This is a genomic window from Candidatus Tectomicrobia bacterium (genome assembly GCA_016192135.1).
GTDB lineage: Bacteria > UBA8248 > UBA8248 > UBA8248 > UBA8248 > 2-12-FULL-69-37.
Genome location: JACPUR010000040.1, coordinates 87,161 through 110,482, shown reverse-complemented (window position 1 = coordinate 110,482; position 23,322 = coordinate 87,161). Strand labels below are relative to the sequence as shown.

Annotated in this window: 30 protein-coding genes; 17 read left to right on the top strand and 13 right to left on the bottom strand. The window is 68.8% G+C overall.

Annotation, left to right across the window (positions count from 1 at the left end):
* The first annotated feature begins 7 nt into the window (after nt 1-7).
* Both HYZ11_17390 and HYZ11_17385 read left to right on the top strand, forming a co-directional pair.
* On the top strand, nt 8-772 hold the full coding sequence (locus HYZ11_17390; protein ID MBI3129387.1) for a sulfite exporter TauE/SafE family protein: 765 nt from the start codon (nt 8-10) through the stop codon (nt 770-772).
* A gap of 31 nt (nt 773-803) precedes the next feature.
* Entirely contained in the window at nt 804-1,250 is a 447-nt protein-coding gene (locus HYZ11_17385; GenBank protein MBI3129386.1) for a hypothetical protein, read from the top strand.
* A 22-nt stretch (nt 1,251-1,272) separates the two neighbouring features.
* Here HYZ11_17385 and HYZ11_17380 read toward each other — a convergent pair whose 3' ends face one another.
* From HYZ11_17380 to HYZ11_17365, 4 genes are all read right to left on the bottom strand, one after another.
* Nucleotides 1,273-1,599, bottom strand: coding sequence for a hypothetical protein (locus HYZ11_17380; protein ID MBI3129385.1), 327 nt, complete (start codon nt 1,597-1,599; stop codon nt 1,273-1,275).
* Between the two features lie 298 nt (nt 1,600-1,897).
* On the bottom strand, nt 1,898-3,109 hold the full coding sequence (locus HYZ11_17375) for an MFS transporter (protein ID MBI3129384.1): 1,212 nt from the start codon (nt 3,107-3,109) through the stop codon (nt 1,898-1,900).
* A 10-nt stretch (nt 3,110-3,119) separates the two neighbouring features.
* Nucleotides 3,120-3,473 carry a cupin domain-containing protein gene (locus HYZ11_17370; GenBank protein MBI3129383.1) on the bottom strand — a complete coding sequence of 118 codons (354 nt, stop codon included), beginning with the start codon at nt 3,471-3,473 and terminating at the stop codon, nt 3,120-3,122.
* Between the two features lie 92 nt (nt 3,474-3,565).
* Nucleotides 3,566-3,979 (bottom strand): YjbQ family protein, encoded by a 414-nt coding sequence (locus HYZ11_17365; protein ID MBI3129382.1) that lies wholly within the window; start codon nt 3,977-3,979, stop codon nt 3,566-3,568.
* An 82-nt stretch (nt 3,980-4,061) separates the two neighbouring features.
* Between HYZ11_17365 and HYZ11_17360 the strand changes: the two genes are divergently transcribed.
* On the top strand, nt 4,062-4,379 hold the full coding sequence (locus tag HYZ11_17360; GenBank protein MBI3129381.1) for an antibiotic biosynthesis monooxygenase: 318 nt from the start codon (nt 4,062-4,064) through the stop codon (nt 4,377-4,379).
* Nucleotides 4,380-4,535: 156 nt separating this feature from the next.
* Here HYZ11_17360 and HYZ11_17355 read toward each other — a convergent pair whose 3' ends face one another.
* The 3 genes from HYZ11_17355 to HYZ11_17345 all read right to left on the bottom strand — a co-directional run bounded on the left by HYZ11_17355 (nt 4,536) and on the right by HYZ11_17345 (nt 6,593).
* Nucleotides 4,536-5,306 carry an MBL fold metallo-hydrolase gene (locus HYZ11_17355; GenBank protein ID MBI3129380.1) on the bottom strand — a complete coding sequence of 257 codons (771 nt, stop codon included), beginning with the start codon at nt 5,304-5,306 and terminating at the stop codon, nt 4,536-4,538.
* A 66-nt stretch (nt 5,307-5,372) separates the two neighbouring features.
* Entirely contained in the window at nt 5,373-6,212 is an 840-nt protein-coding gene (locus HYZ11_17350) for an HDOD domain-containing protein (GenBank protein ID MBI3129379.1), read from the bottom strand.
* Between the two features lie 9 nt (nt 6,213-6,221).
* A complete protein-coding gene (locus HYZ11_17345) occupies nt 6,222-6,593 on the bottom strand; it encodes a hypothetical protein (GenBank protein MBI3129378.1) in 372 nt (123 codons plus the stop codon).
* 241 nt (nt 6,594-6,834) lie between these two features.
* Between HYZ11_17345 and HYZ11_17340 the strand changes: the two genes are divergently transcribed.
* The 5 genes from HYZ11_17340 to HYZ11_17320 are packed head-to-tail and all read left to right on the top strand — an operon-like array spanning nt 6,835 to nt 10,190.
* Nucleotides 6,835-7,290, top strand: coding sequence for a hypothetical protein (locus HYZ11_17340; GenBank protein MBI3129377.1), 456 nt, complete (start codon nt 6,835-6,837; stop codon nt 7,288-7,290).
* Nucleotides 7,291-7,327: 37 nt separating this feature from the next.
* Nucleotides 7,328-8,161 (top strand): bifunctional nuclease family protein, encoded by an 834-nt coding sequence (locus tag HYZ11_17335; protein MBI3129376.1) that lies wholly within the window; start codon nt 7,328-7,330, stop codon nt 8,159-8,161.
* A complete protein-coding gene (locus HYZ11_17330) occupies nt 8,158-8,619 on the top strand; it encodes a low molecular weight protein arginine phosphatase (GenBank protein ID MBI3129375.1) in 462 nt (153 codons plus the stop codon). Before HYZ11_17335 ends, HYZ11_17330 begins: the two co-directional genes overlap by 4 nt.
* Nucleotides 8,620-8,638: 19 nt before the next feature.
* Nucleotides 8,639-9,217: a nicotinamidase gene (locus HYZ11_17325; protein ID MBI3129374.1), complete on the top strand. Its 579-nt coding sequence runs from the start codon at nt 8,639-8,641 to the stop codon at nt 9,215-9,217.
* 25 nt (nt 9,218-9,242) lie between these two features.
* Complete coding sequence (locus HYZ11_17320; protein ID MBI3129373.1) at nt 9,243-10,190, top strand: homoserine kinase; 948 nt, start codon at nt 9,243-9,245, stop codon at nt 10,188-10,190.
* On the opposite strand, the gene HYZ11_17315 is transcribed toward HYZ11_17320, so the two are convergent.
* From HYZ11_17315 to HYZ11_17295, 5 genes are all read right to left on the bottom strand, one after another.
* Nucleotides 10,187-10,801, bottom strand: a complete 615-nt coding sequence (locus HYZ11_17315) for a DedA family protein (GenBank protein ID MBI3129372.1) — start codon at nt 10,799-10,801, stop codon at nt 10,187-10,189. The genes HYZ11_17320 and HYZ11_17315 overlap by 4 nt on opposite strands.
* 123 nt (nt 10,802-10,924) lie before the next feature.
* Nucleotides 10,925-11,359 (bottom strand): VOC family protein, encoded by a 435-nt coding sequence (locus HYZ11_17310; GenBank protein MBI3129371.1) that lies wholly within the window; start codon nt 11,357-11,359, stop codon nt 10,925-10,927.
* A gap of 107 nt (nt 11,360-11,466) precedes the next feature.
* Nucleotides 11,467-12,432 carry a hypothetical protein gene (locus tag HYZ11_17305; protein MBI3129370.1) on the bottom strand — a complete coding sequence of 322 codons (966 nt, stop codon included), beginning with the start codon at nt 12,430-12,432 and terminating at the stop codon, nt 11,467-11,469.
* Nucleotides 12,429-13,022, bottom strand: a complete 594-nt coding sequence (locus tag HYZ11_17300; GenBank protein ID MBI3129369.1) for a DUF1007 family protein — start codon at nt 13,020-13,022, stop codon at nt 12,429-12,431. Before HYZ11_17300 ends, HYZ11_17305 begins: the two co-directional genes overlap by 4 nt.
* Nucleotides 13,023-13,142: 120 nt before the next feature.
* Complete coding sequence (locus HYZ11_17295) at nt 13,143-14,147, bottom strand: zinc ABC transporter substrate-binding protein (protein ID MBI3129368.1); 1,005 nt, start codon at nt 14,145-14,147, stop codon at nt 13,143-13,145.
* Between the two features lie 88 nt (nt 14,148-14,235).
* Between HYZ11_17295 and HYZ11_17290 the strand changes: the two genes are divergently transcribed.
* The 8 genes from HYZ11_17290 (at nt 14,236) to HYZ11_17255 (ending at nt 20,725) form a co-directional block, all read left to right on the top strand.
* The gene (locus HYZ11_17290; GenBank protein ID MBI3129367.1) at nt 14,236-14,745 is read left to right on the top strand and encodes a transcriptional repressor; all 510 of its coding nucleotides are present in this window, start codon (nt 14,236-14,238) and stop codon (nt 14,743-14,745) included.
* Nucleotides 14,735-15,601: a metal ABC transporter ATP-binding protein gene (locus HYZ11_17285; protein ID MBI3129366.1), complete on the top strand. Its 867-nt coding sequence runs from the start codon at nt 14,735-14,737 to the stop codon at nt 15,599-15,601. The genes HYZ11_17290 and HYZ11_17285 overlap by 11 nt, the downstream gene beginning before the upstream one ends.
* Before the next feature lie 334 nt (nt 15,602-15,935).
* Complete coding sequence (znuB, locus tag HYZ11_17280) at nt 15,936-16,730, top strand: zinc ABC transporter permease subunit ZnuB (GenBank protein ID MBI3129365.1); 795 nt, start codon at nt 15,936-15,938, stop codon at nt 16,728-16,730.
* 488 nt (nt 16,731-17,218) lie between these two features.
* Nucleotides 17,219-18,001 carry an SDR family oxidoreductase gene (locus HYZ11_17275; GenBank protein MBI3129364.1) on the top strand — a complete coding sequence of 261 codons (783 nt, stop codon included), beginning with the start codon at nt 17,219-17,221 and terminating at the stop codon, nt 17,999-18,001.
* Nucleotides 18,002-18,099: 98 nt separating this feature from the next.
* Entirely contained in the window at nt 18,100-18,855 is a 756-nt protein-coding gene (locus tag HYZ11_17270; protein ID MBI3129363.1) for a TIGR04255 family protein, read from the top strand.
* On the top strand, nt 18,855-19,226 hold the full coding sequence (locus tag HYZ11_17265; GenBank protein MBI3129362.1) for a hypothetical protein: 372 nt from the start codon (nt 18,855-18,857) through the stop codon (nt 19,224-19,226). Before HYZ11_17270 ends, HYZ11_17265 begins: the two co-directional genes overlap by 1 nt.
* A 15-nt stretch (nt 19,227-19,241) precedes the next feature.
* Nucleotides 19,242-19,670 carry a PIN domain-containing protein gene (locus HYZ11_17260; protein ID MBI3129361.1) on the top strand — a complete coding sequence of 143 codons (429 nt, stop codon included), beginning with the start codon at nt 19,242-19,244 and terminating at the stop codon, nt 19,668-19,670.
* Between the two features lie 11 nt (nt 19,671-19,681).
* Nucleotides 19,682-20,725: an NADP-dependent oxidoreductase gene (locus tag HYZ11_17255; GenBank protein MBI3129360.1), complete on the top strand. Its 1,044-nt coding sequence runs from the start codon at nt 19,682-19,684 to the stop codon at nt 20,723-20,725.
* Nucleotides 20,726-20,914: 189 nt separating this feature from the next.
* Here the strand turns inward: HYZ11_17255 and HYZ11_17250 are convergent, their stop codons facing one another.
* A complete protein-coding gene (locus HYZ11_17250; GenBank protein ID MBI3129359.1) occupies nt 20,915-22,066 on the bottom strand; it encodes a DUF1207 domain-containing protein in 1,152 nt (383 codons plus the stop codon).
* 175 nt (nt 22,067-22,241) lie between these two features.
* Between HYZ11_17250 and HYZ11_17245 the strand changes: the two genes are divergently transcribed.
* The gene (locus HYZ11_17245) at nt 22,242-23,315 is read left to right on the top strand and encodes an MBL fold metallo-hydrolase (protein ID MBI3129358.1); all 1,074 of its coding nucleotides are present in this window, start codon (nt 22,242-22,244) and stop codon (nt 23,313-23,315) included.
* Nucleotides 23,316-23,322 lie beyond the last annotated feature (7 nt).

The following is a 23,322-nucleotide window of genomic DNA, read 5'->3' as shown; positions in this document are numbered from 1 at the left end:
GAGTTCCATGAGGGACCTCATCGGCCAATGGTACATCCTGCTCTCGCAGGCGGCGTATTCCCTGTACGGTCCGATCAACGGGTGGATCGATACGCTCCAGGTTCCCGTCCTGAGTGCCTTCCTCTTCGGCGTGCTGGGATCGCTCTCGCCCTGCCAGATGACGGGCAACCTGACCGCGGCCTCCTACGCCGCCCAGCGGCCGGGGGAGTCCGCCTTCGCCCTGCGTGCGGGGGCGCTGTTTACCGGGGGGAAGATGCTGGCGTACGGGATCTTCGGCGCGCTCGCGTTTGCGCTGGGTTCCACCCTCGAAGCCAGGTCGGTCCCCTTCGTCATCTTCTACCGGAGGCTGCTCGGCCCCGCGTTCATCCTGGCGGGGTTGTATTTCCTGGGGGCGTTCCGGCTGCGCTTCAGCGTGGGCGGGAGGCTCTCCCAGAAGCTTCAAGGGATGCACCGGGGAGATGGAGCCTGGGGCGCGGGCTTCCTGGGGTTCGCGGTTTCTTTCTCCTTCTGTCCCACGCTCTTCCTGCTTTTCTTCGGCTGGGTGCTGCCGCTCAGCCTGAAGAGCGGGGGAGGGTTCGCCTTCCCGCTCATCTTCGGCTTCGGGACCGCGGTGCCGCTCCTGCTCGCCGTGGGTGCCCTCACGCTCGGAAGCGGGCTCGCGGCGGGATGGACGCGAGGCTTGCCCCGGTGGAACGCGGCGTTCCGCCGGCTGGCGGGCGTGATCTTCCTGCTGGCGGGGGTTCACGACACGGCGGTTTACAACTTTCTGTAGCCGGCCCCAACGGCGGCTGAGGCTGAAAACCATGATTTCCGAGAAGCGGCGCTTCGCCCTCCGGCGCTATATCACGAGCTCGGCGTTCGGCCACTCGGCCTGGGAAATCCTGCATGCGCCCCTTTACCGGGGATGGATGCCGGGTCTGATCTCGGAGACTCCCCTGCTTCTCGCGCGCTGCGTCATTATCGACACTTTACTTGCCTTGGCCGCCTTGTCGCTCGCCGTTTGGCTCACTGGGAACAGCGGCTGGCCGGACGCCGGCTATTGGGCCGCGGGAGGGCGGGCGATTGCCGTGGGCGTCGTCCTGGCGATATTTGCCGAATGGCTGAACGTGTATCTCCTGGGCACTTGGAACTACTCCAGCCCCATGCCCATTGTTCCCTTCTTGAATGTAGGGGTGTCGCCCTTGCTCCAATGGGTGCTGGTTCCAGGATTGAGTCTTTGGTGGGCGCGGCCGAAAGGACTTCCAGATTGAAGCTTTAGGAGCCCGCAACGCTCTAGGGATTCACCTGCTGGTATACCCGGGTGCGGCCGTCCCGATCATATGAGTAGACGGTATAAAGCCGGGCGCCAGGACCTTCCATCCCCGGGGAGCCGACGGGCATCCCGGGCACCCCGATGCCTTTCACGTCTGGTTTCTCTCTCAGCAGCCGGTGGATGACCTCCGCCGGGACGTGGCCCTCGATCACGTAGTCTCCCACCCGGGCGGTATGGCACGTCCGCAGGCCGGGCGGCACGCCGTTCTCGTCCTTGGCTGTCTCAAGGGAGATGCTCGATACGTTTCTCGCATCAACCTTGAAGCCGGCCGAGCGCAGGTGAACCACCCACGCGCCGCAGCACCCTCACGCCGGGGTCTTGTAGACCGTCATCACCGGCGCTCCCTGGGTGGGCTTTCCGGACAGGACGATGACCCCGGCCAGCAGCGCCAGCCCGGCTCCGCTCAGCACAATCGCTTTCCAGGACCGCTTGATCTTCATCTGCTTGCTCCTCCTCCATCCGCACACTAACTAGGCCATTTTGGGCGGTGTAAGTCAACTTGGAAGCGGTATGGATGGCGGATGGGCGCGGGACGGTGGAACGGCTCACCATGCCTGCATGGTTGATCCGCCGGAACATCCCCCCTCAATCCACCTCCCCCATCCTCTCCGCCCTTGGCCGGAGCAGCTTCCCGTACATGTGCGCGCTGGCGATGCCCGAGGCGAGGCCGAGCCAGCCGAGGCCCTCGACGTCCGCCCAGGCGATGACGGCCCCGCCCAGGGCGGCGCCCAGCATGTGGCCGAGCTGGTTGCTCATGGCGTAGCCCCCGATGACGGAGCCCTTCGAGCGGGGGGCGAGGGCGAGCAGGCCATCCATCACGGCGGGCCGGCTCATCTGGCCCGCGAAGCTGTAGAGGAAGCCCGCCGCGGCGGAGAGGGCGAGCGGCGGGAGGAGCGAGAACTGGAGGGCGATGAGGCCTCCCTGCAAGAGCGCCAGGGCGCGCACGGCCTGGATTCGGTATCTCCAGGCGGCGAGGGGGCCTCCCGCCAGGCCCCCGATGGCGTTCCCCACGGACATAATTGAGATGAGCCCGGCCACCGAGGCGAGGGAGAGGCCGTAGCGCCTCAGGAAGAGGACCGAGACGTAGGTGAGGAAGAGGGTGACGATCACGCGCTCCAGGACGTTCCCGGCGATGAGGTGCCAGGCGGCGGGCTCGCGCGCCCAGCCGAAGCTGCCGAGGTAGGTTTCGGCGCGGGCCGGGCGCCGGGGGGAGGGGAAGGCCCAGGCCGCGAGGGCCAGGGCGGCGAGGGCGGCCCCTCCCGCGAGTAGGAAGGAGAGGCGCCAGCCGGCCCGGTCCGCCACCCAGGCGAGGAAGGGGATGCCGGCCAGGAGGCCCGCCGAGATGCCCGCCCCCGAGAGGGCCATGGCGTTCCCCCGCGCCTTGGCGGAGAAGCGGTCCCCGATCGAGGCGACGCAGGTGGGGGGGACGCAGCCCCCGAAGACCCCCGTCGCGAGGCGGCAGAGGAGGAGCCCGGCGTAGCTCTGGATCGAGGCGGTGGCGGCGCAGGTGAGGGCGAGCCCGGCCAGGCCGGCGAGGATGACGGGCTTGCGCCCGAAGCGGTCGGAGAGGGGCCCGATGAGGGGGGCCCCGATCCCCCAGCTCACGAACATGAGGGCCGCCGCCTGGCCCATCGCCGGGACGGAGGCGCCCAGGTCGCGCCCCATCGGGACGATGATGGGGCCGAGCATGAAGGCGACGATGTAGGCACTGAAGACGGCGAGGAAGCAGCAGGCGATCTGGAGCCAGCCCTCCCGGAGGGTCGCCCCCTCGGTCCCCTCCCCGGCGGACGGCGGCACGGAACCTCCCCTACTCCCTCCCGGGCTGGAAGATGGCGACGAGGCGCACGTCCTCCTTTCCGGTGCAGACGTTGCAGTGGCGGGTGCCCTTGGGCATGAAGATGAACTGGCCCGGCTTGTAGGGGATGGCGCCGTCCTCGAGGTCGTAGCGGCCCTCGCCCTGGACGACGAAGATGACCTCGTCCTCCTCGTGGTGGTGCCAGTCGTGGGTCTGGCCGGGCTTGATGAGGGAGTAGTAGACGGAGATGTCGGTGCCGTCCTTCCCCTTGGTGACGATGGGCTTGTGGCTGGCGCCCCCGGCCATGCCCTCGGAGGCGAGCTCGTCGGGGCGGATGAGGCGGGCGCGGCGGCTGGTCGCGGGCATGAGGGGCCTCCTTTCGGGAATGGGTTTACAACCTGCCTTGTAGGGGCGCACGGCCGTGCGCCCCTACAAGTCCACGCACCGATGCCGGGTCATCATTCCCCCAGCACCTTCACGAGCACCCTTTTCTTGCGCCGGCCGTCGAACTCGGCGTAGTAGATCTGCTCCCAGGGGCCGAAGTCGAGCTTACCCCCGGTGATCGCCACCACGGCCTCGCGGCCCATGACGGTGCGCATGAGGTGGGCGTAGGCGTTGTCCTCCCCGGTCCGGTTGTGGCGGTAGTCCTTGGCCGTGTCCACGAGCGTCTTGAGCCACTCCTGGTAGTCCTCGATCAGGCCGGGCTCGGCGTCGTTGACGTAGACCGAGGCGGTGATGTGCATGGGGTTGACCAGCACGAGCCCCTCCCGCACCCCGGACTCGCGCACGACGGCCTCGACCTCCCGGGTGATGTTGATGAACTCGATGCGGCGCTTCGTCTCGAAGGCGAGGTAGCCGGTGTGGGCCTTCATCCGCTTTCTCCCCGGCAGGATTGACCGGCGCCCCCCGCGGCGGACCATAATGCGGCGGAACCTCACTCCGCGGAGGCTCGCCATGTACATTACGATGAACCGCTTTCAGATCAAAAAGGGCCGGGAGGCCGAGTTCGAGGAGATCTGGCGCACCCGGGAATCCTACCTCGGCGAGGTGCCGGGCTTCGTGGCCTTCCACTTCCTCCGGGGCCCCGACGGGGAGTACATCAGCCACACCCTCTGGGAGAGCAAGGAAGCCTTCGAGGCGTGGGTCGGCAGCGAGGCCTTCCACAAGGTCCACGCCCGGGCGGGCCAGACGCCCAAGGACCTCTTCGACGGCCCCTCGAAGCTCTCCTTCTACGAGGTGGTGCTCTCGCAGGGGAGGGAGCGGAATCGCTGACCGTCATGTCCGCAGGGGCGGGTTTCAAACCCGCCCCTGCGGATGAACACCGCATCCGTGGGCTGTAGGGGCGCACGGCCGTGCGCCCCTACAGATTCAAACCCATCTTCTCTTTCTTCCGTAGGGGCGTATTGCGATACGCCCCTACACATCCCCTCAAATCTCGATCCTTTGCCCCTCCATCGCCGCCTCGAAGGGGAGCTTCCCCCCGGCCATGCGGCGCAGCACGCTCTCCCCCAGGTGGGTGAGGAGGACGCGGCGCGCCCCGAGGCGGTCCCGGTTCCGCTCCAGGTCCTCGATCGAGGTGTGGAACTTGAGCTGGAAGCCCGCCGTGAAGCACTCGGCGACGAGGAGGTCCGCCCCCCGCGCGAGATCGGGGATGGCCTCGCACCACTGGGTGTCCCCCGTCCAGGCGAGGGTGCTATCCCGCCAGGAGATGCGGTAGCCATATGGAATCTCGCGGACCTGGTGCACCACCTTCCGGGGGGTGATCCGGAGCCCCAGCGCCTCGCTCTCCCGGCCTTCGGGGAGCTCCCGGTACTCCACCTCGAAGCGGCGCTCCATGAGCGTGGCCGTCTCGGTGTAGGCGAGGCGGAAGAGGGCCTCGCACTTGGCCTCGGTCCCGGGGGGGCCGGCGACCACGAGGGGGCTGCGCCGCTTGGTGCGGAACTGGGCGTCCAGGAACACCATGGGCATCCCGAGGGCGTGGTCTCCGTGCAAGTGGCTCAGGAGGACGAGGCCGAGCCGCGACATGTCGAAGCCCATGCCCATGAGCATGGGGACGGTGGTCGGCCCGCAGTCGAGGAGGACGGCCCGCGCCTCGCCCTCCCGCTCCTCCAGGGGTTCCAGGAGATAGCTGCTGTAGGGGCGCCCCGCGGTCGAGAAGGCGTCCCCCGAGCCCAGGACGGTGAGGGCGAGGCCGCTCATGCCGCTCTCCTGCCGGAACCCGCGGGGCCGTTCATGGCGTCCTTTCGGAAGAGGGCGGAGGGCGCCTCAGTCGGTGGGGATGAGATCCTCGGCCTTCACCAGTTCCTCGTCCATCTCGTCGAGAATCTCCTCCACGGCGGTGAGGGAGAGGCCGAGCTTCTTCACCGCCTCGCGGTCGAGGATGGCGACGGTCTGATCCCCTCCGCTCCCGAAGCCCACGGCGCGCACCAGCACGTCCGCCATGTGGACGGCGGCGGTCGCGTCGATGGCCTCGTGCGCCACCATCGGCCGGTGGTGGAAGACGATGGGCGCCCGGAGCGAGGCCGGGAGGTTCCACTTATCGCAGAGCCACTCGGCGATCTTTGTGTGGTCGAAGCCCAGCACCTCGCGCTCCGCCTCGATGAAGGAGAGGCCCCCCTCCGCCACCTTCTGGTTGATCTCCTCGAAGTATTCGGGGCTCTCCACCTTGAGGACGACCTTGCCGATGTCGTGCACCAGCCCGGCCACCTGCACCTCCTCCGGGTCCTTGAGCCCCAGCCGCCGGGCGATGAGGCCCGAGGCGACCGAGACGCCCAGCGAGTGCTTCCATAGGCCCAGCATCTCCCCCGCCATGATGTCGAAGACCGACGCGGTCAGCACCAGGCCCTTCACCGCGTTGAAGCCGAGGAGCACGAGGGCGTGGGTGACGGTGCCGATCTTCCCGGGGAAGCCGAAGAAGGCGGAATTGACCAGGCGAAGGACCTTGGCCGAGAGCACCTGGTCGGCCTGGATCATGCCCCCCACCTGGGCCGTGCTGATGGTGGAGCTCTCCACCATGGCCGAGAGCTTCTCCACCACGCCGGGCAGGGTGGGCAGGTTGTCGAGGTTCTCGATCTTGCGCCGGAAGGAAGCGAGGTCGACGGGCACGGGAGGCTCCTAGGCGCCGGCGGGGGGGCTTCCGGCCCCGCCGCCTCCAGGGGCGGGGGCCTCGCCCGCCATGCGCGCGTAGCGCCTGCGGATGTGCTTCTGGACCGCCGCCTTGAGCGCCGCCATCAGCCGGTTGTCCATCGCGCGCTCGAAGCGGCGGTCGAGCTCGGCCAGCTCCGCCTCGAGCGTCTGGGGCGCCTGGCCATCGTCGACGGGATGGCCCTCGACGGCGACATGCGTGAGGTCCATCTTCTGCAGCCGGGCGATGATGGCCTCGGACAGCACCGTCCCCTTGGCGCACAGCACCTGCCCGTTCGGCGCCTCGATGGGCCGGGCCGCCACCATCCCCGGCGCCGCCTGGGTGAGCTTGATCCGCTGCATGGGGGGCGCATCTCCTGGGATGGCGGGCCGCGGCCCCCGCCGAAGGGCCGTCTCCGGGGGGGGTCCTGCGCGCGGGGGCCCGGGAAGGGAAAAGTGGCTCAGGGCGCGTGGCCTGTCAAGGAGGCGCGGCGCGGGCCGGGGCCGGGAGAGCGGCGTCTTGATTGGCCCTTTTCCCGGTGCTACCTTTGGGGCCGCACAATGAGGCTCCGTGGCCGCCGCCGAACCGTCGGGGGTTTCCCGCATGCGCAAGCTCCGGTTCTTGTCACTGCTGCTGGGCGGGCTGGCGCTCCTCGCGCCGGCCTCGCCTGCCGCCCGCGGCCAGTCGGCGCCAGGCGGGCCGAACGCGGGCGGGGAGGCCATCGAGCGCCGGGCCGAGGGCTTCGACGCCCCCGTCATCGCCCGCTCCAAGTTCCTGGGCTGGGTGAGGCGCGACATCACGAGGCACGTCCCCGGCGAGGAGACCCTCTTCAAGCAGTACGTGGACGAGTGGGGGTTCCAGTTCGAGACGATCTCCATCAACGGCGTCGTCTTCGCGATCAACATGGACGTGGACGGGAAGTACCCCTTCGACATCACCCTGATGGACAGCGATTGCGACGGCGTTTTCGACATGAAGGTGGAGGAAAAGCCGGGGCAGCGGGTCGATCTCCAGATCCCGGAGTGCGTGTTCCGTCCGGCGACAGCCGAAAAGCGCTAGGCAAGAACACCTTGCAGGCCGCCTCGGGGGAAGAACGATGGCCTCGCCTCGCGTGAGCCGGTTGGCCGCCGCCGCCCTGGTGCCCTTCCTCGCCTTCGCGGTGCACGCCGCGCGGTCGCGGGCGGCCGAGGAGGCGGCGCCGCTCCAGGAGCTCCAGGTGCGGGCCGTGGTGATGGACCCGCGCACCCAGCAGCCCGTCGTCCTCCTGGAGGACAAGAAGGCCGGCAAGGTGCTGCCCATCTGGGTTGGGCCCGCCGAGGCCCACGCCATCCTGCTTGAGCTGAACAAGGTGGCCCCGCCCCGGCCGCTGACGCACGACCTGATGCGGACCCTCCTCGGGGCGCTCAAGGGCGAGGTGGCCCGCGTGGTGATCACCGAGCTGAAGGGCGGCACCTACTTCGCCCTGGTCGATATCAAGGGGCCCGGGCGCAGCTTCTCGATGGATAGCCGCCCCTCGGATGCCATCGCGCTGGCGCTGCGGATGAAGGCGCCCATCTTCGCCAAGCGCGAGGTGCTCGAGTCGGCGGTCCCCCTGGGAGAGGGGCGCCGGGAGAGCCACCAGGAGCGGCTCGGGCTGGTGCTCCAGCCAATGACCCCGGCCCTGGCCAAGTTCTTCGGCGGGGGAAAGCCGGAGGGGCTGCTGGTCGCTCAGGTGCGGGAGGACGCGCCCGCGGCCCGGGCCGGCCTGCGGCGCGGGGACGTCATCCTCCAGGCGGCCGGCAAGCCAGTGACCACTCCGGAAAGGTTCGAGGAGATATTCCGGGAGAGCAATGGCTCGCTCATCCTGGCCGTGCGCCGCGGGGCGGAGCGCGGAGAGGACGTGAACATCCGGATCGAGTTCGATCCTTCCGGGGGAGCCTCGCCGCAATGAAGATCCTGTTCGTGTGCACGGGGAACCTCAACCGCTCCCCGATGGCCGAGGCTCTCCTGCGGAAGTTCCTCTCGCGGGAGGGGCGCAAGGACGTGCAGCTCCAGTCCGCGGGCACCCACGCCATGGCGGGTAGCGGCTGCCCGGCGGAGGCCATCAAGGTGGCCGAGATCGCCGGTGTGGACCTGAGCCGGCACCGCTCCCGCCCCCTCACCCCCGACCTCGTGGCGTGGGCGGACCGCATCGTCATCATGGGGCCCGAGCACCGGGACTTCATCGAGATGAACTTCCCGGACGCTCTCCCCAAGGTGGCCGAGCTGGCCGCCTTCCGCCCCGGCGGCAAGCCCGGGGACTCCCTGAAGGACCCCCAGGGGCAGTCGGCCTTCTTCTACCGCCAGTATTTCGGCGAGCTGACCCAGGCGATCCAGGGCTTCCTCGCCTCGCTTCGCAACGGCCGCTGATCCAAGGGGAGGGCGCGCGGTGCCCCGTATCCCCGTGAGTCCCTCGGACGCCCTGATCGTCGTGGATCTGCAGGTGGACTTCTGCCCCGGCGGGGCGCTGGCCGTGCCCGAGGGGGACCGCGTGGTGGAGCCCGTGAACCGCCTCCTGGCCGCGCCGGGGTGGTTCCGGGTGGCCACCCGGGACTGGCACCCCCCGGATCACGTGTCGTTCCGGGCGCGGGGGGGCATCTGGCCCCCGCACTGCGTGCAGGGGACGCCCGGCGCGGAGTTCCACCCCGGGATGGACGCCGCGAAGGCGGACCTCGTGGTGTCGAAGGGGGACCGCTCCGGCGAGGAGGCCTACTCCGGCTTCCAGGGCACCGCCCTCCGCGATGAGCTGCGGCGGCGAGGGGTTCGGCGCCTCTTCGTGTGCGGGCTGGCGACGGACTACTGTGTCCTCAACACCGCCCTGGACGGCCGCAAGGCGGGCTTCGAGGTGATCGTCCTGGAGGACGCCGTCCGCGCGGTGGACGTCCAGCCGGGCGACGGCGCTCGCGCCCTGGACGAGATGCGCGAGGCGGGCTGCGCCGTGGCCCGCTCGGCCGGCGTCGCGGCCTGATCGTCCCGGGCGAGGAGAGACCCCTTTGGCGCTGGTCCGAGTCCAGGTCCCCGCGAGCACCACGAACCTCGGCCCCGGCTTCGACGCCCTGGGCGTGGCGCTGCGGCTCTACAACCGGGTCGAGCTGGACGAGCTGCCCTGGGGCATCTCGATCCAGGTGGAGGGCGAGGGGAAGAACACCATCCCCCGGGATGAGTCCAACATCTGCGTCGAGGCGGTGAAGCGGGTCTACGAGCGGGCCGGGCGCCCCTTCCGCGGCCTCTGGATGAAGCAGCGCAACCACATCCCCCTGGCGCGCGGGCTGGGGAGCAGCTCCGCCGCCCTGGTCGGGGGGCTGGTGGGCGCGAACCTCATGCTCGGCGGGCCGCTCACCATGGACGGCCTGGTCCAGCTCGCCGTCGAGATGGAGGGCCACCCGGATAACGTGGTGCCCGCCCTGCTGGGAGGATTCTGCATCTCGGCCATCGACACCGCGGGCCGCGCCGTCTACACCCGGGCCCCCGTGGTGGACCGCTACCTGTGGGTGATCGTGGTGCCCTCGTTCGAGGTGAGCACGAAGGCCGCCCGCCAGAAGCTCCCCCGCCAGATCCCCCTGGCCGACGCCATCTTCAACGTGCAGCGGGTGAGCATGCTCCTCGCCGCCTTCGCCACCGGGCGGGACGATCTCTTCCGAGACGCCATGGAGGACCGCCTCCACCAGCCCTACCGCGCCGGGCTCATGGGCCCGCTGGAGGAGGTCTTCGCCGCGGCGCGCAAGGCGGGGGCGCTGGGGGTCTGCATCAGCGGGGCGGGCCCGTGCGTGCTCGCCATCTGCGCGCACAACCCCGGCCGCGTCGGGAACGCCATGCGGGAGGTCTACCTGGCCCGCGGGATCGGGTGCCGGATGCACGTCCTCCGCATGGACCCCCGCGGCGCCCACGCCGCGGACATCGCCATGGCCGAAGGGGCTCCGCGGCTCCTGCGGAAGGGCTAGGCCGGAAGATCCTTCGCGCGCCGGCGCCGTATCAGGTAGCCGCGCGCGAGCCAGACCGCGAACCCCACCGTCAGCAGGACCGCGACCAGCCGCTTCGTGCTGCCCAGGAACTCCCGCAGGGCGTCCAGCTTCTCCCCGAAGTAGAAGGCGAGGAAGAAGAGCACCGGCACGCTGATCATGGCGGCCGCGCCGTCCATGAGGACGAAGGTACGGGGGGGGACCCGGGCGACGCCCGCCGCGAGGAAGAGCGGCGCCCGGAGCCCGGCGACGAAGCGGCCGAAGAAGACGGCCTTCTTCCCGTGCTTCTGGAAGAAGCGGTTCACCTTGCCCGCGCGCTCGGGCGTCATCACGTGCCGGATCAGCCGGAGCCGCAGGGCGCGGGGGCCCATCCAGTAGCCGAAGGAGTAGATCATCATGTCGCCGAGGAGGATTCCGGCCAGGTTCACCCCCAGCGCGGGCAAGGGCTGGATGGTTCCCAGGTAAGAGAGGTAGCCCGAGACGATGATCGGGACATCCTCGGGGACGGGCAGGCCCAGGCCGCACAGGAAGAGGACGAGGAATATCCCCGCGTAGGTGAACTCGGCCAAATAGCCTTGAACGATCTCAAACATGCCAAGTACCCGGGCGGGCGGCGGTGAGGGCCTCCCGGGCGGCATGGGCGCGGGGCCGGGGAGGTGCGGCCGGTTCGGCGGCGGGCGGCGGCTGCGTTCTGGGCTTCGCCATGGAGGAAGGGCCTACTTCGGCCCCACGCACTCCAGCATGTTGCCGTCCGGGTCCTGGAAGAAGAGGATGAAGCGCCCCGGCACGACCTCGGTGATCTCGCCCGCGGGCTTGACCCCCGCGGCCTGGAGGCTCTTGAGGGTTTCCCCGACGCTCTCCACCATGAAGGTGATGTAGCGGTAGCCCGTGGCGCCGTCCACCTTCCCGCCGCCCGGGGCGGGGTTCGCGTCCGCCTGGGCCAGCTTGAGCTGCACCTCGCCGGCCTGGAAGGCCTTGAAGCGGAAGCGGCCCGAGGCGCAGCCCGCCTGAGCCGCCTTCTCCTTGGAGACTTCCAGCTCCCGCACCTGGGGGAAGCCCAGGACCTCCCCGTAGAACTTGGCCGCCCGGTCCAGGTCCTTCACGACGATGCCGATGTCGATGGAGCCTTTCGTCATCTTGATGAGGGGCATGTGTCTCTCCATTCAGGGAGTCCCGGCAGCCCGCCTCCGGGCCGCGCCGGCGCGAGACAGAGAATACCACCGGCTCTCCGCCGGGGACAAGAAATCGGGGGGGTATCTCAGAGGGAGGAGAGGAAATAGGCCGCGCCGATGGCGGTGATGGCCGCGCCGCCCGCGAGCTGGACGGCCCCCGCCGCCCAGCGGCCGCGCCCGGGGCTTCCCTCCAGGCGCGAGAGGACGAGGCTCCTCGCCACCATCCCGAGGAGGCCGATCCCCGCCATGGTGAGGGCCATCCCGGCTCCGATGGCCGCGACCACCACGATGCCGGCCAGCACGATGTTGTTCGCGAGCGCGTAGAGCATCACCAGGATCGCCCCCGTGCAGGGGACGAGGCCCACGAAGAGGGAGAGGAGGCCCTCCTGCCCCAGGCTGTGGGAGTGCCCATGCTCGTGGCCGTGATCGTGCCCATCGTGGCGATGTCCCTCCCCGTTCCGCATGAGGGAGCGGAGGGCGCGGCCCGCCATGTAGAGTCCGATCAGGGCGATGGAGGCGTAGCTCGCCTGCTGGACGGCCCGTATCTCCCCGGCGGGCATGCCGAAGGCCTTCCGGGCGACGAGGTCCACCATCCAGAGGAGCGCGATGGCCGAGAGCACGTGGAAGAGCGCGATCTGGCCCCCCATCAGGAAGCCGCGCCAGGGCTTGGCGTCGCGCGAGAGGAAGTAGGTCATCACGACGAACTTCCCGTGCCCGGGCCCCAGGGTGTGGAGCGAGCCGTAGAGGAGACCCATGACGGCCGCGAAGAAGAGCGCCCCGCCCGGCTCCCCGTCGCGGATGGCCCGAAGCTGGCGGGAGATGCTCCGCGTCATCTCGCGCTGGAGGCTCAGCATGAAGTAGGTCACCGGCGCGAAGAAGCCCGAGGGAGCCATGCTCCGCTCGGGCGCGGGAGCTTGGCCCCCGGGCGCGGGAGCCCCCGCCGGGGGAGGCTGCGCCGGGCGGCCGAAGGGGTTGGCCGCCCCGGCCGCGCCCGGCAGGGCGAGGAGAAGGGCGAGGAGGGCGAGGATTGCCCCCCGCCGGAGCCGCGTCATCGCGCGGGGCATTCCAGATGGATCGGGGTGGGGACCATCATGTTCCAGCCCGAGACGACGGAGAGGATGCTCCTCCCCATCCGGTAGGTGCACGTCCCGGCCGGGGCCCCCTCGATGCGCACCGGGTCCTTCTTCTCGTGGATGAAGTCCACGTAGTAGGTCTCGTCGAAGACGTTGACCGTCACGGGGGTCTTCCGGGGGTCCACCGGCTCCGGGAGCCGCACCGTCAGGCGGTAGCGCACGCCGTCCTTGCGGGCCTCGGCCGAGAACTCGTGCACCTCGGTCACGGGCGCCTTCTTCTGGCCAAGCATGATGTGGGCGAAGAAGTGGAACTTCTGGAGGTAGGGGAAGGTTTCCTTCTGGATCTGCTGGACCTCGGCCGGGTCGAGCTTGCCGTTCTTGTTCTCGTCGAACTCGCGCACCAGGGTGTCGCTGAAGAGCTCGTCGAAGGCCCACTCAAGCCGCACCCCGGCGAGCTTCCCGTCCTGGAAGAGGAAGGTGGTGCCGTTCGTGATCCAGACGTGGGGATGGGGCAGGGCGGGCGAGGGCGGCCACGCCACGAGGGCGGCGGCGAGCAGCAGAAGGCGCAAGCAGCGGAGCGTCATGAGCGGGTCGAACCCTGCGGCGGCGCGGCGTCCCATTGAACACGGACAGGTGGAACCGCCCCGATTATAGCGCGCCTCCGCCGGGCCGGAAATCCCTTTCAGCTCCTAGTTCTCCGAAAGAAGGCAGGCGCGCAGGGAGCCGGCCAGGTTGCGCATGAGCCGGAAGTAAGCCCCCGGCCCCGGAGGAATCGTGGCCCCGCCGTCCGGGTCGAGCACCCCGATCTTGGCCGGGGTGCCGCTCACCACCGTCTCCACCAGCCGGGAGGGGAACTGGGGCTCCCGGAAGACGCAGCCGGCCTTCGACTCGACGATCTTCTTGCGGATCTCGTAGAGCCGCTTGGCCCCCGGCGCGTGGGCCGAGGAGGCCGAGATCGAGCCCGCGGGGGAGAGGCCGTAGTGCCGCTCGAAGTACTGGTAGGCGTCGTGGAAGACGATGTAGGGCTTGCCCCGGACGGGCTTCAACTGTTCCCGCAGCTCGGCGTCGAGGGCGTCGATCCCCGCCGCGAGCCTCTCCGCGTTGGCGCGGTAGGCGGGGGCGTTGCCGGGATCGATCTCACCGAGGGCTTGGGCCATGGCGCGGGCGATCCGCTTGGCGTTGGCCGGGCTCAGCCAGATGTGCATGTCTTTTTCCTCGTGTCGCTCCTCCTTCTTTCCGGCTTCTTTCTTCTCCTGCTCGTCGTGGCCGCGCTTCGTTTCGTCCTGGGCGTGGCCCTTTTCCTTTTCCTCGTGCCCGTGCCCCTCCCAGACCCCGCCCTCGCGCGCGTCCAGGAGGGTGATCCCCGGAGCCTTGGAGAGTTCCAGCACGCGCGCCTTCTTCCCCAGGGCCTTGAGGGGCTTCTCCAGGATGGGCTCGATCTCTTCCCCCACCCAGATGATGAGCTGGGCCTGGGCGAGCGCCTGGGCGTCCGAGGGCTTGAGGGTGTAGTTGTGCGGCGAGGCCGTCCCCGGGATCAGGAGGCGGGGGGAGGCCGCCCCCTCCATCACCGAGGCGGCGAGGGAGTGGATGGGGCTGATGGTGACGACCACCCGGGGCGCCGCCGGGGCGGCGGCCGGATGGAAAAAAAGGCTCAGGCAGGCGGCCCCGAGCCAGGCGGGCGGGCGGATGCGCATGGAAAGTCCTCCAAATGGTGATAAGATAACGTAGCAGTTCAGTCACTAATGATATAACATATCATTTTGGATTAGCAAGAGGGGAGAAATGGCTGGCGAATCCCAGGTGCAGTTTCCCGAAAGCGGGCACGACCACGCCGCCTGCGTGGCCGACGCCCTGGAGCGCGCCTCGGAGCTCTGCGCCCGGCGGGGGGCCCGGCTCACCGCCATCCGCCGGCGCGTCCTGGAGCTCGTCTGGGGGAGCCACGCCCCCGTCGGGGCGTACGACATCCTCGCCCGGATGGATCCCGGGGGCCGGCGCGGCGGTGCCCCGGCCACGGTGTACCGCGCCCTCGACTTCCTGATCGCGCAGGGCTTCGTCCACCGCCTGAGCAGCGTGAACGCCTTCGTGGGCTGCGGCGTCCCGGACAACCCCCACATGGCCCAGTTCCTCATCTGCCGGGGATGCGGCGCCGTCGCCGAGATGGACGAGCCGCGCATCGAGGGGGCCATCGGGGAGGCGGCGGCCCGGGCGGGCTTCGAGGTGGAGACCCCGGTCATCGAGGTGCAGGGACGCTGCCCCGCCTGCCGCGAGAAGGCGCAAGCCGATGCGCGCTGAGGCCCGGCCCCGCGATGAGCCCCTGGTCGAGGCCCGGGGGGTGGGGGTCCGCCTCGGCGGGCAGTCCATCCTCCATCGCATCGATCTGGCCGTGCACCCGGGGGAGGTCGTCTCCCTCATCGGCCCCAACGGAGCGGGGAAGACCACCCTCATCCGCGCCCTGCTGGGCCTCCTCCCCCCGGCGGAGGGCTCGGTGCGCCGCAAGCCGGGGCTGGTGGTCGGCTACCTCCCCCAGCGCGTCGCGGTGGACCCCATCCTTCCCCTCACCGTGCGGCGCCTTCTGAGCCTCCCCCGCCCCGTCCCGGAGAGAGAGGCCTCCCGCGCCCTCGATGAGACGGGCGCCGCGTACCTCATGGACCGCTCCGTCCACGCCCTCTCGGGGGGCGAGATGCAGCGCGTGCTGCTCGCCCGGGCGCTCCTGCGCGGCCCCCACCTCCTCGTGCTCGACGAGCCCGTCCAGAACGTGGACGTGACGGGCCAGCTCGAGATGTACGGCCTCATCTCCCGCATCCGCGGCGAGCGGGGGTGCGGCATCCTCATGGTCTCCCACGACCTCCACGTGGTGATGGCCTCGACGGATCGCGTGGTGTGCCTCAACCGCCACATCTGCTGCCACGGCCGGCCCGAGGACGTGAGCGCCCACCCGGAGTACCTCGCCCTCTTCGGCCCCCAGGCGGCGCGGAACCTCGCCGTCTACACCCACGCCCACGACCACCGGCACGGCCCCGAGGGGGAGGTGGTCCCCCTGCGCCCGAACGGCCCCGCCCGGGAGCCCACCGGCGTGGAGGATCGGCCGCAGCCGCCCCGCGGCCATCACGGGCTCCACGGGCACCATCACGGGGGGGGCGGGCACTAGCATGTGGAACCGCCAGCGATGAAGGGGGTCCAAGTAATTCAGAAAACCGGCTCCGGCGTGTTCCGCGTCACCCCTCTCTCCGTCGTTCCGGGTCCCCGAACCGGCCCGCCGGCTCGGGAGGAGGGAGAGGGGACGGGGGTGAGGGAAAATGCTGTGCCCGCCGGAATCTTCCCTCACCCCGGGGTCCCCGAGCGGCGAGCCGCTTGGGATGCCCCTCACCCCGGCTCGCCCCCAGCGTTGCGCCGCTGGGGGCTCTCCGCCCCTCTCCCGGGGGGAGAGGGGAAAATCACGTTTCTTTCCCGGGCGGCGGGCGCGGGGAGGGCTTCCCATTAGCATGTGGACCGAGGACTTCCTCCTGCGCGGGCTCCTGGGCGGGGCGGCGGCGGCCCTGGTGGCGGGGCCGCTCGGCTGCTTCGTGGTGTGGCGGCGGATGGCCTACTTCGGCGACGCCCTCGCCCACAGCGCGCTGCTGGGGGTGGCGCTGGGCTTCCTGCTGGGGCTGGACCTCAGGGTGGGGAGCCTGGCGGTGTGCCTCGTCCTCGCGCTCCTCCTGGTCCTCCTCCAGCGCCCGGACGGCCTGGCCTCGGACACGGCGCTGGGCATCCTCGCCCACACCGCCCTCGCGGCGGGCCTGGTGGCGGTGAGCCTGATGGAGCGCCTTCGGGCCGATCTCATGGGCTACCTCTTCGGCGACATCCTCGCCGTGACCCCCGGAGACCTCGCCTGGATCTGGGGAGGCGGGGCGGTGGTGCTCGCCGGCCTCGCCTGGCTCTGGCGGGATCTCCTGGCCCTGACCGTCCACGAGGAGCTGGCCCAGGCCGAGGGGGTGCCCGCCCTGCGCGTGCGGTTCCTCTTCATGGGGCTCATCGCCCTCGCGGTGGCCATCGCCATGAAGATCGTGGGGGTGCTCCTCATCACCTCCCTCCTCATCATCCCCGCGGCGGCGGCGAGGCGGCTGGCCCGCACCCCCGAGCAGATGGCCCTGCTCGCCAGCCTGCTCGGGCTCTTGGCGGTGGCGGGGGGCCTGGCCGCCTCCCTGCGGTGGGACACCCCGGCCGGGCCCTCGGTGGTGCTCGCCGCCGCCCTCCTCTTCGCCCTGAGCGCCCTCGCCCCCCTCCGGGCGCGGTAAGACCAGCGGGAAAAACGGGGCTTTATCCCCTCTTTATCCCTCAATAAGCGTTACTAGCCGTTACTCACGTCCCGCCCCCGCTTTCTCCTCCCGGGTGAAAACATGGGCTTTATCCCTCAATACCCCTCAATATCCGCGACTATCCGCGACGGGCCTTACCGGCCATCCAGAATCGCCTGCCACCCATGTGCCCGGTTTGGAATTCCCCCTCTCCCAAAGGGAGAGGGGGGAAAACCGGACCCGCGCCCCCAATCCAACATACCCCCTCCGGCCGCGCCGCCCGCTACCGCAATTTCGCGCAATTTCGCGCACCTTCATGCTCAGGCGCGGAAATGACGGGCGGGGGAACTGGTCCGCGGGGGCGAACGCGAGGTTCGCCTCTACATTCATCCCGCCGCTATGCCCGCCCCGCCGTGGACGCCCCCGCCCCCGGGGCTTAAGATTCGCCCCTCGAAGCGATCATCCATGTCTTCCCGGGGGGCTCATCCATGCGCTTGAAGGACAAGACGGCCATCGTGACGGGGGGCGGAGGGGGCATCGGGCGGGGAATCATCCGGGCGTTCGCCCGGGAGGGCGCCCGGGTCTGCGTCATGGACGTGACCGAGGAGGTGGCCAAGCGCGGGGTGGCCGACGGGGGGAAGGACGCCTTCGCCATCGGGGTGGACGTCACGAAGGAGGCGGACGTCGCGCGCGCCGTGAAAACCGCCCTCGGCCGCCTGGGCCGCGTGGACATCCTGGTGAACTGCCACGGGCGGGCCTCGAGGCTGATGGGGAACCCCATCGACCGGCTCACGCTGGAAGAGTGGAACGAGGTCTTCGCCGTGAACACGGTGGGCGTCTTCTTGATGTGCCGGGCCGTCGCCCCCCACATGCGGGAGCGGCGCTACGGCAAGATCATCAACATCGCCTCCATGGCGGCGCGCCGGGCGAACGAGAACGTGCCCCACTACTGCGCTTCGAAGGCCGCCTGCATGAGCTTCACCATGAGCCTCGCCAAGGAGATGGCGAAGCACGGCGTGAACGTGAACGCCATCAACCCGGGCCTGCTGTGGACCGACCTCTGGGAGAAGGGCCACGGGGTGATCATGGGGCTGGACAGCGACAAGGCGCCCCGCGAGGTGTTCGACGCCTTCGTGAAGTCGGCCGTCCCCCTCGGCCGGGAGCAGACCCCCGACGACGTGGGCCACATGGCGGTCTACCTCGCCAGCGACGAGAGCCGCAACGTCACCGGCCAGGGCCTCATGCTCGCCGGCGGGGCGTGGATGGTGTGAGGGGGGAGCAGTTGTTGCTCTTGTTTGTTTTGGCCAGTATTCTATTCAGGGAGTGAGAAGATAAGGCGAGAACTAGCTTGGCTCTTAAGCGAGGACTCATGAGCACAGAGAAGCGCTATAAGAATCCTCCCATCGCCGAGGCCCTCTGCGAAATTCACTTCGAGGAGGGCCTTAAATGGAATGCCACTTTTTTTGGGCTTTTCCACGAGAGGATCAAAGACGAATTTCCGGAGGCGAAAGAGCTTCACGGGTTGGAAATGGGTTTCCAGACTAAACCTGGGAGGATTGACCAGCAGTTCCGAGAGGTCGGAATCCGAATGCGATTCCATCGCAAGGATAAAACCGCATTAGTACAAATCTCCAAGAACCTATTAGCCGTCAACCTTCTTCCCAAATATCCAGGGTGGAAAAAATTCAAGCCGCTCATTTTGGCAAGACTCAAAGACTACATTTCGGTGATTCAACCGAAAGCGATTGTGCGCACCGGGCTACGATATATTAACCGCATTGTCTTGCCCGAAGCGGAATTTAAATTTGACCGGTTTTTCGCGAAGTCGTCTTACTTGCCCGGCGGGGTATATCAGGAGCCAGGTCCATTTCTAGTTCGAGTAGAACTGTCTCCCTATATGGAGACGCGGCTTCATCTGACCGTTGCAACGCATACAGAGCCTGCGGAAAAAGGACAGATTGCCAATATCGTAGATTTGGATCACATTGCCTTCAATCGGATGGAATCACCCGCAGAGAAAAACGTTGGGATAGTTCTTGAAGAAGCGCACTCGAGAATTATCGAGGTTTATGAGTCAATCATTGGCAATAAATTGCGTGAGCGTTTCGGCGTGGAGGAATCGTAATGCCTGTGGTTCTTGAGTTGCCTGGGCAAATACCCCGCCGTCATTTGTCCGATCTTCCATATGACGCGCCAGAGTTTAACACATGCTCCGCAAGCGCGGTGAGCGTCGGTGAGAGTGCCGTCGTGGAGGCATTTGTTCTTCCGCCTCGGGTACCAAGCGCGTATGCGGCAGGGTATGAGCCTTTTTTTCCAAAACACGGACGGGAGGAAGAGGAGATCAGTGTAACGGCCCGTGCCATTCCTCCGAAAAATCTAAAGGCCATCGAACTCTTGGAACAATGGTTCTCGAAACCCAGCCGGGTTCCGGAAGAAAAATGGGAAAAGTTCAGACAGGTTATCGCGGAAGGTCGTTCATTGTCTTTTCGGGAATAGGTGTAGAGCCGCCTTATGCCGTTTCTGCTTGATACCTCGGCGCTTAGTGAACTAGTCGAAAAGAAGGATCAAGTTGTTCGTCAAGCGAAGGAGCGTCTCCAAGCTGCACTTGAGAGAGGCGAGGACGTTTATGTTTCTGCCCCTGCTCTGTATGAAACCCTCCGAGGTCTGTTACACATAGACGCGACAGAAGAAGTGCAATTCCTGGAGGATTTCGCTCAAGTCTTGGGAGTGCAAGAACTATCCTGGGCAGACTGGCGGCGGGGTGCGGAAATTTGGGCGGACTTGCGGAGGCGTGGTCATCCCTTGTCCAAGGAAGACAGGATTGACTTTGACGTTTTGCTAGGTGCTCTTGCGATTAGCCTTGAAGCAACGGTGGTGACGCAAAACATCAGGCATTTCGAAGCCATCGGAGTACCTGTGCAGCCTTGGAATGCGTGGTGAGGGATAGTCCCATGCGCGCGGTGGTGCTGAAGGAATTCGGCGGGGTGGAGAACCTGGCGGACATGGAGTGGCCCGATCCCTCGCCCGGGGAGGGGGAGGTGCGCATCCGGGTCAAGGCGGCCTCGGTGAACCCGACCGACTTCAAGGCCCGCCGGGGCGGGAACGAGGGGAAGACCCCTCTCATCCTCGGGCGGGACGTGGCGGGGGTGGTGGACGGCGCCGGCAAGGGCGCGGGCGCCTTCAAGGCCGGGGACGAGGTGATGGCCTACCTCCCCCGCTTCGGGGACGACGGGGGGAACGGCTACGCCGAGCTGGCCTGCGTCCCCCAGGAGTTCGTGGCGCCCAAGCCCCGGAGGCTCTCCTTCGCCGAGGCGGCGGCGGTGCCCCTGACCGCCCTCACGGCCTACGAGGCGGTGGTGATGAAGGCGCGCTTCGAGCGGGGGGAATCCGCCTTCGTGGCCGGGGCCTCGGGCGGGGTGGGCACCATGGCGGTGCAGATGCTCCGCATCCTGGGGGCCGCGCCCGTCCTCGCCACTGCGGGCGGCGAGAAGAGCGCGGCCTACCTGCGCGAGAAGTTGGGCCTCGAGGACCGGCACATCGTCCGCTACAGCGGCTTGTCGGTCGAGGAGGCCGCCGCCAAGGTGCAGGCGGCGAACGGGGGCCGGCGCGTCAAGGTGGCGGTGGACCTCGTGGGGCGGGACATGAAGCGGGTGTGCATGCGGGTGGTGGACTACTGGGGCCACGTCTGCTCCATCGCCTCGGACCCGGACAACCCCATCCCCCAGTTCTTCACCACCCAGCCCGAGGGGATCTTCTGGAAGTCGTGCTCCTTCCACGCCGTCTTCCTGCGCACCCCGGTGCGCGGGGGCGGCCGCGCTTACTTCGGCCAGTACCAGAAGAGCCTGGCCCACATCCGCGAGTGGCTGGAGACGGGCGCCCTCAAGCCCCCGATGGTCACCGAGGTGGGGCCGCTCAACGCCCGGAACATCGGGCGCGCGCACCTCATGCTCGAGGAGGGCCACGTCCAGGGGAAGCTCGTCCTGCCGGTGGGGTGAGGGGGAGCTTGTCTTTCCGAGCCCCGCGAGGAATCTTCGTCAGCGGCCGCACACGTAGATTCTTCGCTCCCTTCGGTCGCTCAGAATGACCTCTTTTTCTTATGCTTTTTCCGCCGGGGCGGGTTTCAAACCCGCCCCTACGGATTTTCCATTCATTGCCCGCATGTCGGGCCGCGTCGATTTCCTCGCCTAGAAATACAAATGCATCCCCACGCCCAGATACTTGAAGGTCTCGTCGTAGAACTGGCCGTTCGGGGAGCGGCCGGTGAAGAACTCGAGCATGAACTGGATGCGCCGCTCCCGCAGGCCGGACAGCACCTCGGACGGCTCGCGGGGCGGCTCGACCTGCACCCCGGCGCGGAGGGAGAGGTTGGCGTCCCAGCCGGCCTCCTGGGCGTTCTTGATGTCCAGCCCGGCCACGGGGCGGAGCCAGCCGCCGAAGTAGGTGACGGGGCTGTAGAGCTCGGCGCCGTACTGGAGCGTCCAGGGCTTCAGGCGCCGGGGATCGCGGTGGAAGATGTACTCCGCCCCGGCGTAGAGCCGCAGCGCCCTCTCGAAGAACTCCCGCGAGAGCAGCAGGCCCGCCGCCTCGTAGCTCAGGTTGACGCGGTTGATCTCGTCCCGGCGCGTCCGCAGCAGGAACTCGTCCCCCAGGTGGGAGCTCTGGTGGAAAATCCGGAAGAGGGCCGAGTATGGCCCCCGCTTGTACTCCGCCGCCCCGGCCACCCAGTAGTCCGCGTTGATCAGATCGAAGGAGTCCGCGTCCAGGTCGAAGATGGGGAAGACGGCCGCGTGCACCCCGAACTGCACCGGCCCGGCCGGGGTGGGCAGGCGGTAGAAGGGGATGGTCTCGCCGAAGCTCGGGGCGAAGACGTTCTGGAAGGCCTGGTCGTTGAAGTAGAACTGGTAGCCCAGCGAGAAGTGCGGCCAGCGCGGGTCGGCGATGAGGGGGGCGAAGAGGTCGCTCCGCGGGAGGAACTCGTGCCGGGCCGTCTCGGGGGCGTCCAGGGGCGGGAGCGGGGCGGCGTGCTCCTCCACCACCTCGGCCCGCTCGACCCCCGGCAGGGAGCGCAGGGCCCGGAGGAGGCGGCTCCGCTCCTCGGGCGGGAGGGGACGCACCCGGATGGTGATCGCGCCCTCCTTGAGGCCGATCCGGGCGTCCCGGATGCCGAACTCGCGCTCGAGCACGGCGGCGGCGTAGCCGCGGATGTAGTCCTCCGGGGGGCGCTCGGGCGAGGGCGCCGTCCCGGGGATCTGCGCCCGGGCGGGGGAGGCCGCGAGGGAGAGGCAGAGGAGAGCCGCGGCGATGAGCGGCCGGAGAGTCCAGGCGGCGGAGGACATGCGCGGTTCCCGGCGGCGCGCGAAGGCGGAGCCCGGGGCCCGCGGCTCCGGGGCGAAGCGGAATTCTATCACCGATCCGGGCGCGGAGGCGTGGGGAAACCCCCGGTGGCGGGGCGCCATTGGAATGGCTAGGCTGGAGGATCAGGAGGACCGGATGAGGAGGCGGAACTTTCTCATGCGAGCGGGACTCTTCGCCCTCGCCGCGGCCGGCATCGGGAGCGGCTGCGCCCGCCTGAACCTGGGGCTGACGCCCCCCGAGCCGGACGCCCCCCGGGCGGTGGGGCTCCTCTCCCGGGAGCCCGAGGCGCTCTACTGGCCCCACGGGGGGCCGGGGGCGTGGTTCAACCCCTGGTGGCCCTCCCGCCACAGCCGGGTCAACCTCCTCAAGTGGAAGCTCCTCTACCGCAACGAGTTCGCCGAGGCGCGCCGCACGCCCCCGCCGGTGCCCGTGGTGGAGAACCCGGGAGACTACCTCGCCCGGCCCGAGTCCTCCGCCTCCATCACCTCGGTGGGCCACTGTACCTTCGTCATCAAGGACGGCCCCGACACCCTCCTGACCGACCCCCACTTCGGCCCCCGCTCCCTCCTCTACGGGAGGCACCACGCCCCCGGCGTGCCCCTCGGGAAGATCCCCGGCGGCGCCCTCGCCGTCCTCTCCCACAACCACTACGACCACCTCGACACCTTCACCCTGGAGCGGCTGCCGCGGAGCGTGGCCTGGTACGTCCCGATGGGGCTGGGGGAGTACGTCCGCTCGCACGGCCCCCGGCGGGTGACCGAGCTCGACTGGTGGCAGAGCGCCCGCCACGGCCGCTGGACCCTCACCTGCCTCCCCGCCCAGCACTGGTCGAACCGCATCGGCCAGGGCCGCGACGCCACCCTCTGGTGCGCCTGGATGCTGGACTCGGGCGAGCGGCGCTACTTCTTCTCCGGGGACAGCGGCTACTTCCAGGGCTTCGCCGAGTTCGCGCGCCGGTTCGGCTCCATCGACGCCGCCATGCTCAGCATCGGGGCCTACGAGCCCCGCTGGATGATGCGCTACCCCCACATGAACCCCGCCGAGGGCTACGAGGCCTTCCTCGACCTCAGGGCCCGCTGGATGATCCCCATGCACTGGGGCGTCTTCGACCTGACCGACGAGCCCATCGGCGATCCCCCCCAGGCCCTCGCCCGCGCGGTCCAAGAGCGCGGGGGCTCGATGGACAACATCAAGATCATGGCCATCGGGGAGCGGTGGCAGGTGGGGTAGGGGACGG

What these genes read in the sequence shown, in the direction of transcription:
- HYZ11_17390 (MBI3129387.1), top strand. Translation starts at nt 8, where the DNA reads ATGAGGGACCTCATCGGCCAATGGTACATCCTGCTCTCGCAGGCGGCG.
- HYZ11_17385 (MBI3129386.1), top strand. Translation starts at nt 804, where the DNA reads ATGATTTCCGAGAAGCGGCGCTTCGCCCTCCGGCGCTATATCACGAGC.
- HYZ11_17370 (MBI3129383.1), bottom strand. Translation starts at nt 3,473, where the DNA reads ATGCCCGCGACCAGCCGCCGCGCCCGCCTCATCCGCCCCGACGAGCTC.
- HYZ11_17365 (MBI3129382.1), bottom strand. Translation starts at nt 3,979, where the DNA reads ATGAAGGCCCACACCGGCTACCTCGCCTTCGAGACGAAGCGCCGCATC.
- HYZ11_17360 (MBI3129381.1), top strand. Translation starts at nt 4,062, where the DNA reads ATGTACATTACGATGAACCGCTTTCAGATCAAAAAGGGCCGGGAGGCC.
- HYZ11_17355 (MBI3129380.1), bottom strand. Translation starts at nt 5,306, where the DNA reads ATGAGCGGCCTCGCCCTCACCGTCCTGGGCTCGGGGGACGCCTTCTCG.
- HYZ11_17345 (MBI3129378.1), bottom strand. Translation starts at nt 6,593, where the DNA reads ATGCAGCGGATCAAGCTCACCCAGGCGGCGCCGGGGATGGTGGCGGCC.
- HYZ11_17340 (MBI3129377.1), top strand. Translation starts at nt 6,835, where the DNA reads ATGCGCAAGCTCCGGTTCTTGTCACTGCTGCTGGGCGGGCTGGCGCTC.
- HYZ11_17335 (MBI3129376.1), top strand. Translation starts at nt 7,328, where the DNA reads ATGGCCTCGCCTCGCGTGAGCCGGTTGGCCGCCGCCGCCCTGGTGCCC.
- HYZ11_17330 (MBI3129375.1), top strand. Translation starts at nt 8,158, where the DNA reads ATGAAGATCCTGTTCGTGTGCACGGGGAACCTCAACCGCTCCCCGATG.
- HYZ11_17315 (MBI3129372.1), bottom strand. Translation starts at nt 10,801, where the DNA reads ATGTTTGAGATCGTTCAAGGCTATTTGGCCGAGTTCACCTACGCGGGG.
- HYZ11_17310 (MBI3129371.1), bottom strand. Translation starts at nt 11,359, where the DNA reads ATGCCCCTCATCAAGATGACGAAAGGCTCCATCGACATCGGCATCGTC.
- HYZ11_17305 (MBI3129370.1), bottom strand. Translation starts at nt 12,432, where the DNA reads ATGACGCGGCTCCGGCGGGGGGCAATCCTCGCCCTCCTCGCCCTTCTC.
- HYZ11_17295 (MBI3129368.1), bottom strand. Translation starts at nt 14,147, where the DNA reads ATGCGCATCCGCCCGCCCGCCTGGCTCGGGGCCGCCTGCCTGAGCCTT.
- HYZ11_17290 (MBI3129367.1), top strand. Translation starts at nt 14,236, where the DNA reads ATGGCTGGCGAATCCCAGGTGCAGTTTCCCGAAAGCGGGCACGACCAC.
- HYZ11_17285 (MBI3129366.1), top strand. Translation starts at nt 14,735, where the DNA reads ATGCGCGCTGAGGCCCGGCCCCGCGATGAGCCCCTGGTCGAGGCCCGG.
- znuB (MBI3129365.1), top strand. Translation starts at nt 15,936, where the DNA reads ATGTGGACCGAGGACTTCCTCCTGCGCGGGCTCCTGGGCGGGGCGGCG.
- HYZ11_17275 (MBI3129364.1), top strand. Translation starts at nt 17,219, where the DNA reads ATGCGCTTGAAGGACAAGACGGCCATCGTGACGGGGGGCGGAGGGGGC.
- HYZ11_17270 (MBI3129363.1), top strand. Translation starts at nt 18,100, where the DNA reads ATGAGCACAGAGAAGCGCTATAAGAATCCTCCCATCGCCGAGGCCCTC.
- HYZ11_17265 (MBI3129362.1), top strand. Translation starts at nt 18,855, where the DNA reads ATGCCTGTGGTTCTTGAGTTGCCTGGGCAAATACCCCGCCGTCATTTG.
- HYZ11_17260 (MBI3129361.1), top strand. Translation starts at nt 19,242, where the DNA reads ATGCCGTTTCTGCTTGATACCTCGGCGCTTAGTGAACTAGTCGAAAAG.
- HYZ11_17255 (MBI3129360.1), top strand. Translation starts at nt 19,682, where the DNA reads ATGCGCGCGGTGGTGCTGAAGGAATTCGGCGGGGTGGAGAACCTGGCG.
- HYZ11_17250 (MBI3129359.1), bottom strand. Translation starts at nt 22,066, where the DNA reads ATGTCCTCCGCCGCCTGGACTCTCCGGCCGCTCATCGCCGCGGCTCTC.
- HYZ11_17245 (MBI3129358.1), top strand. Translation starts at nt 22,242, where the DNA reads ATGCGAGCGGGACTCTTCGCCCTCGCCGCGGCCGGCATCGGGAGCGGC.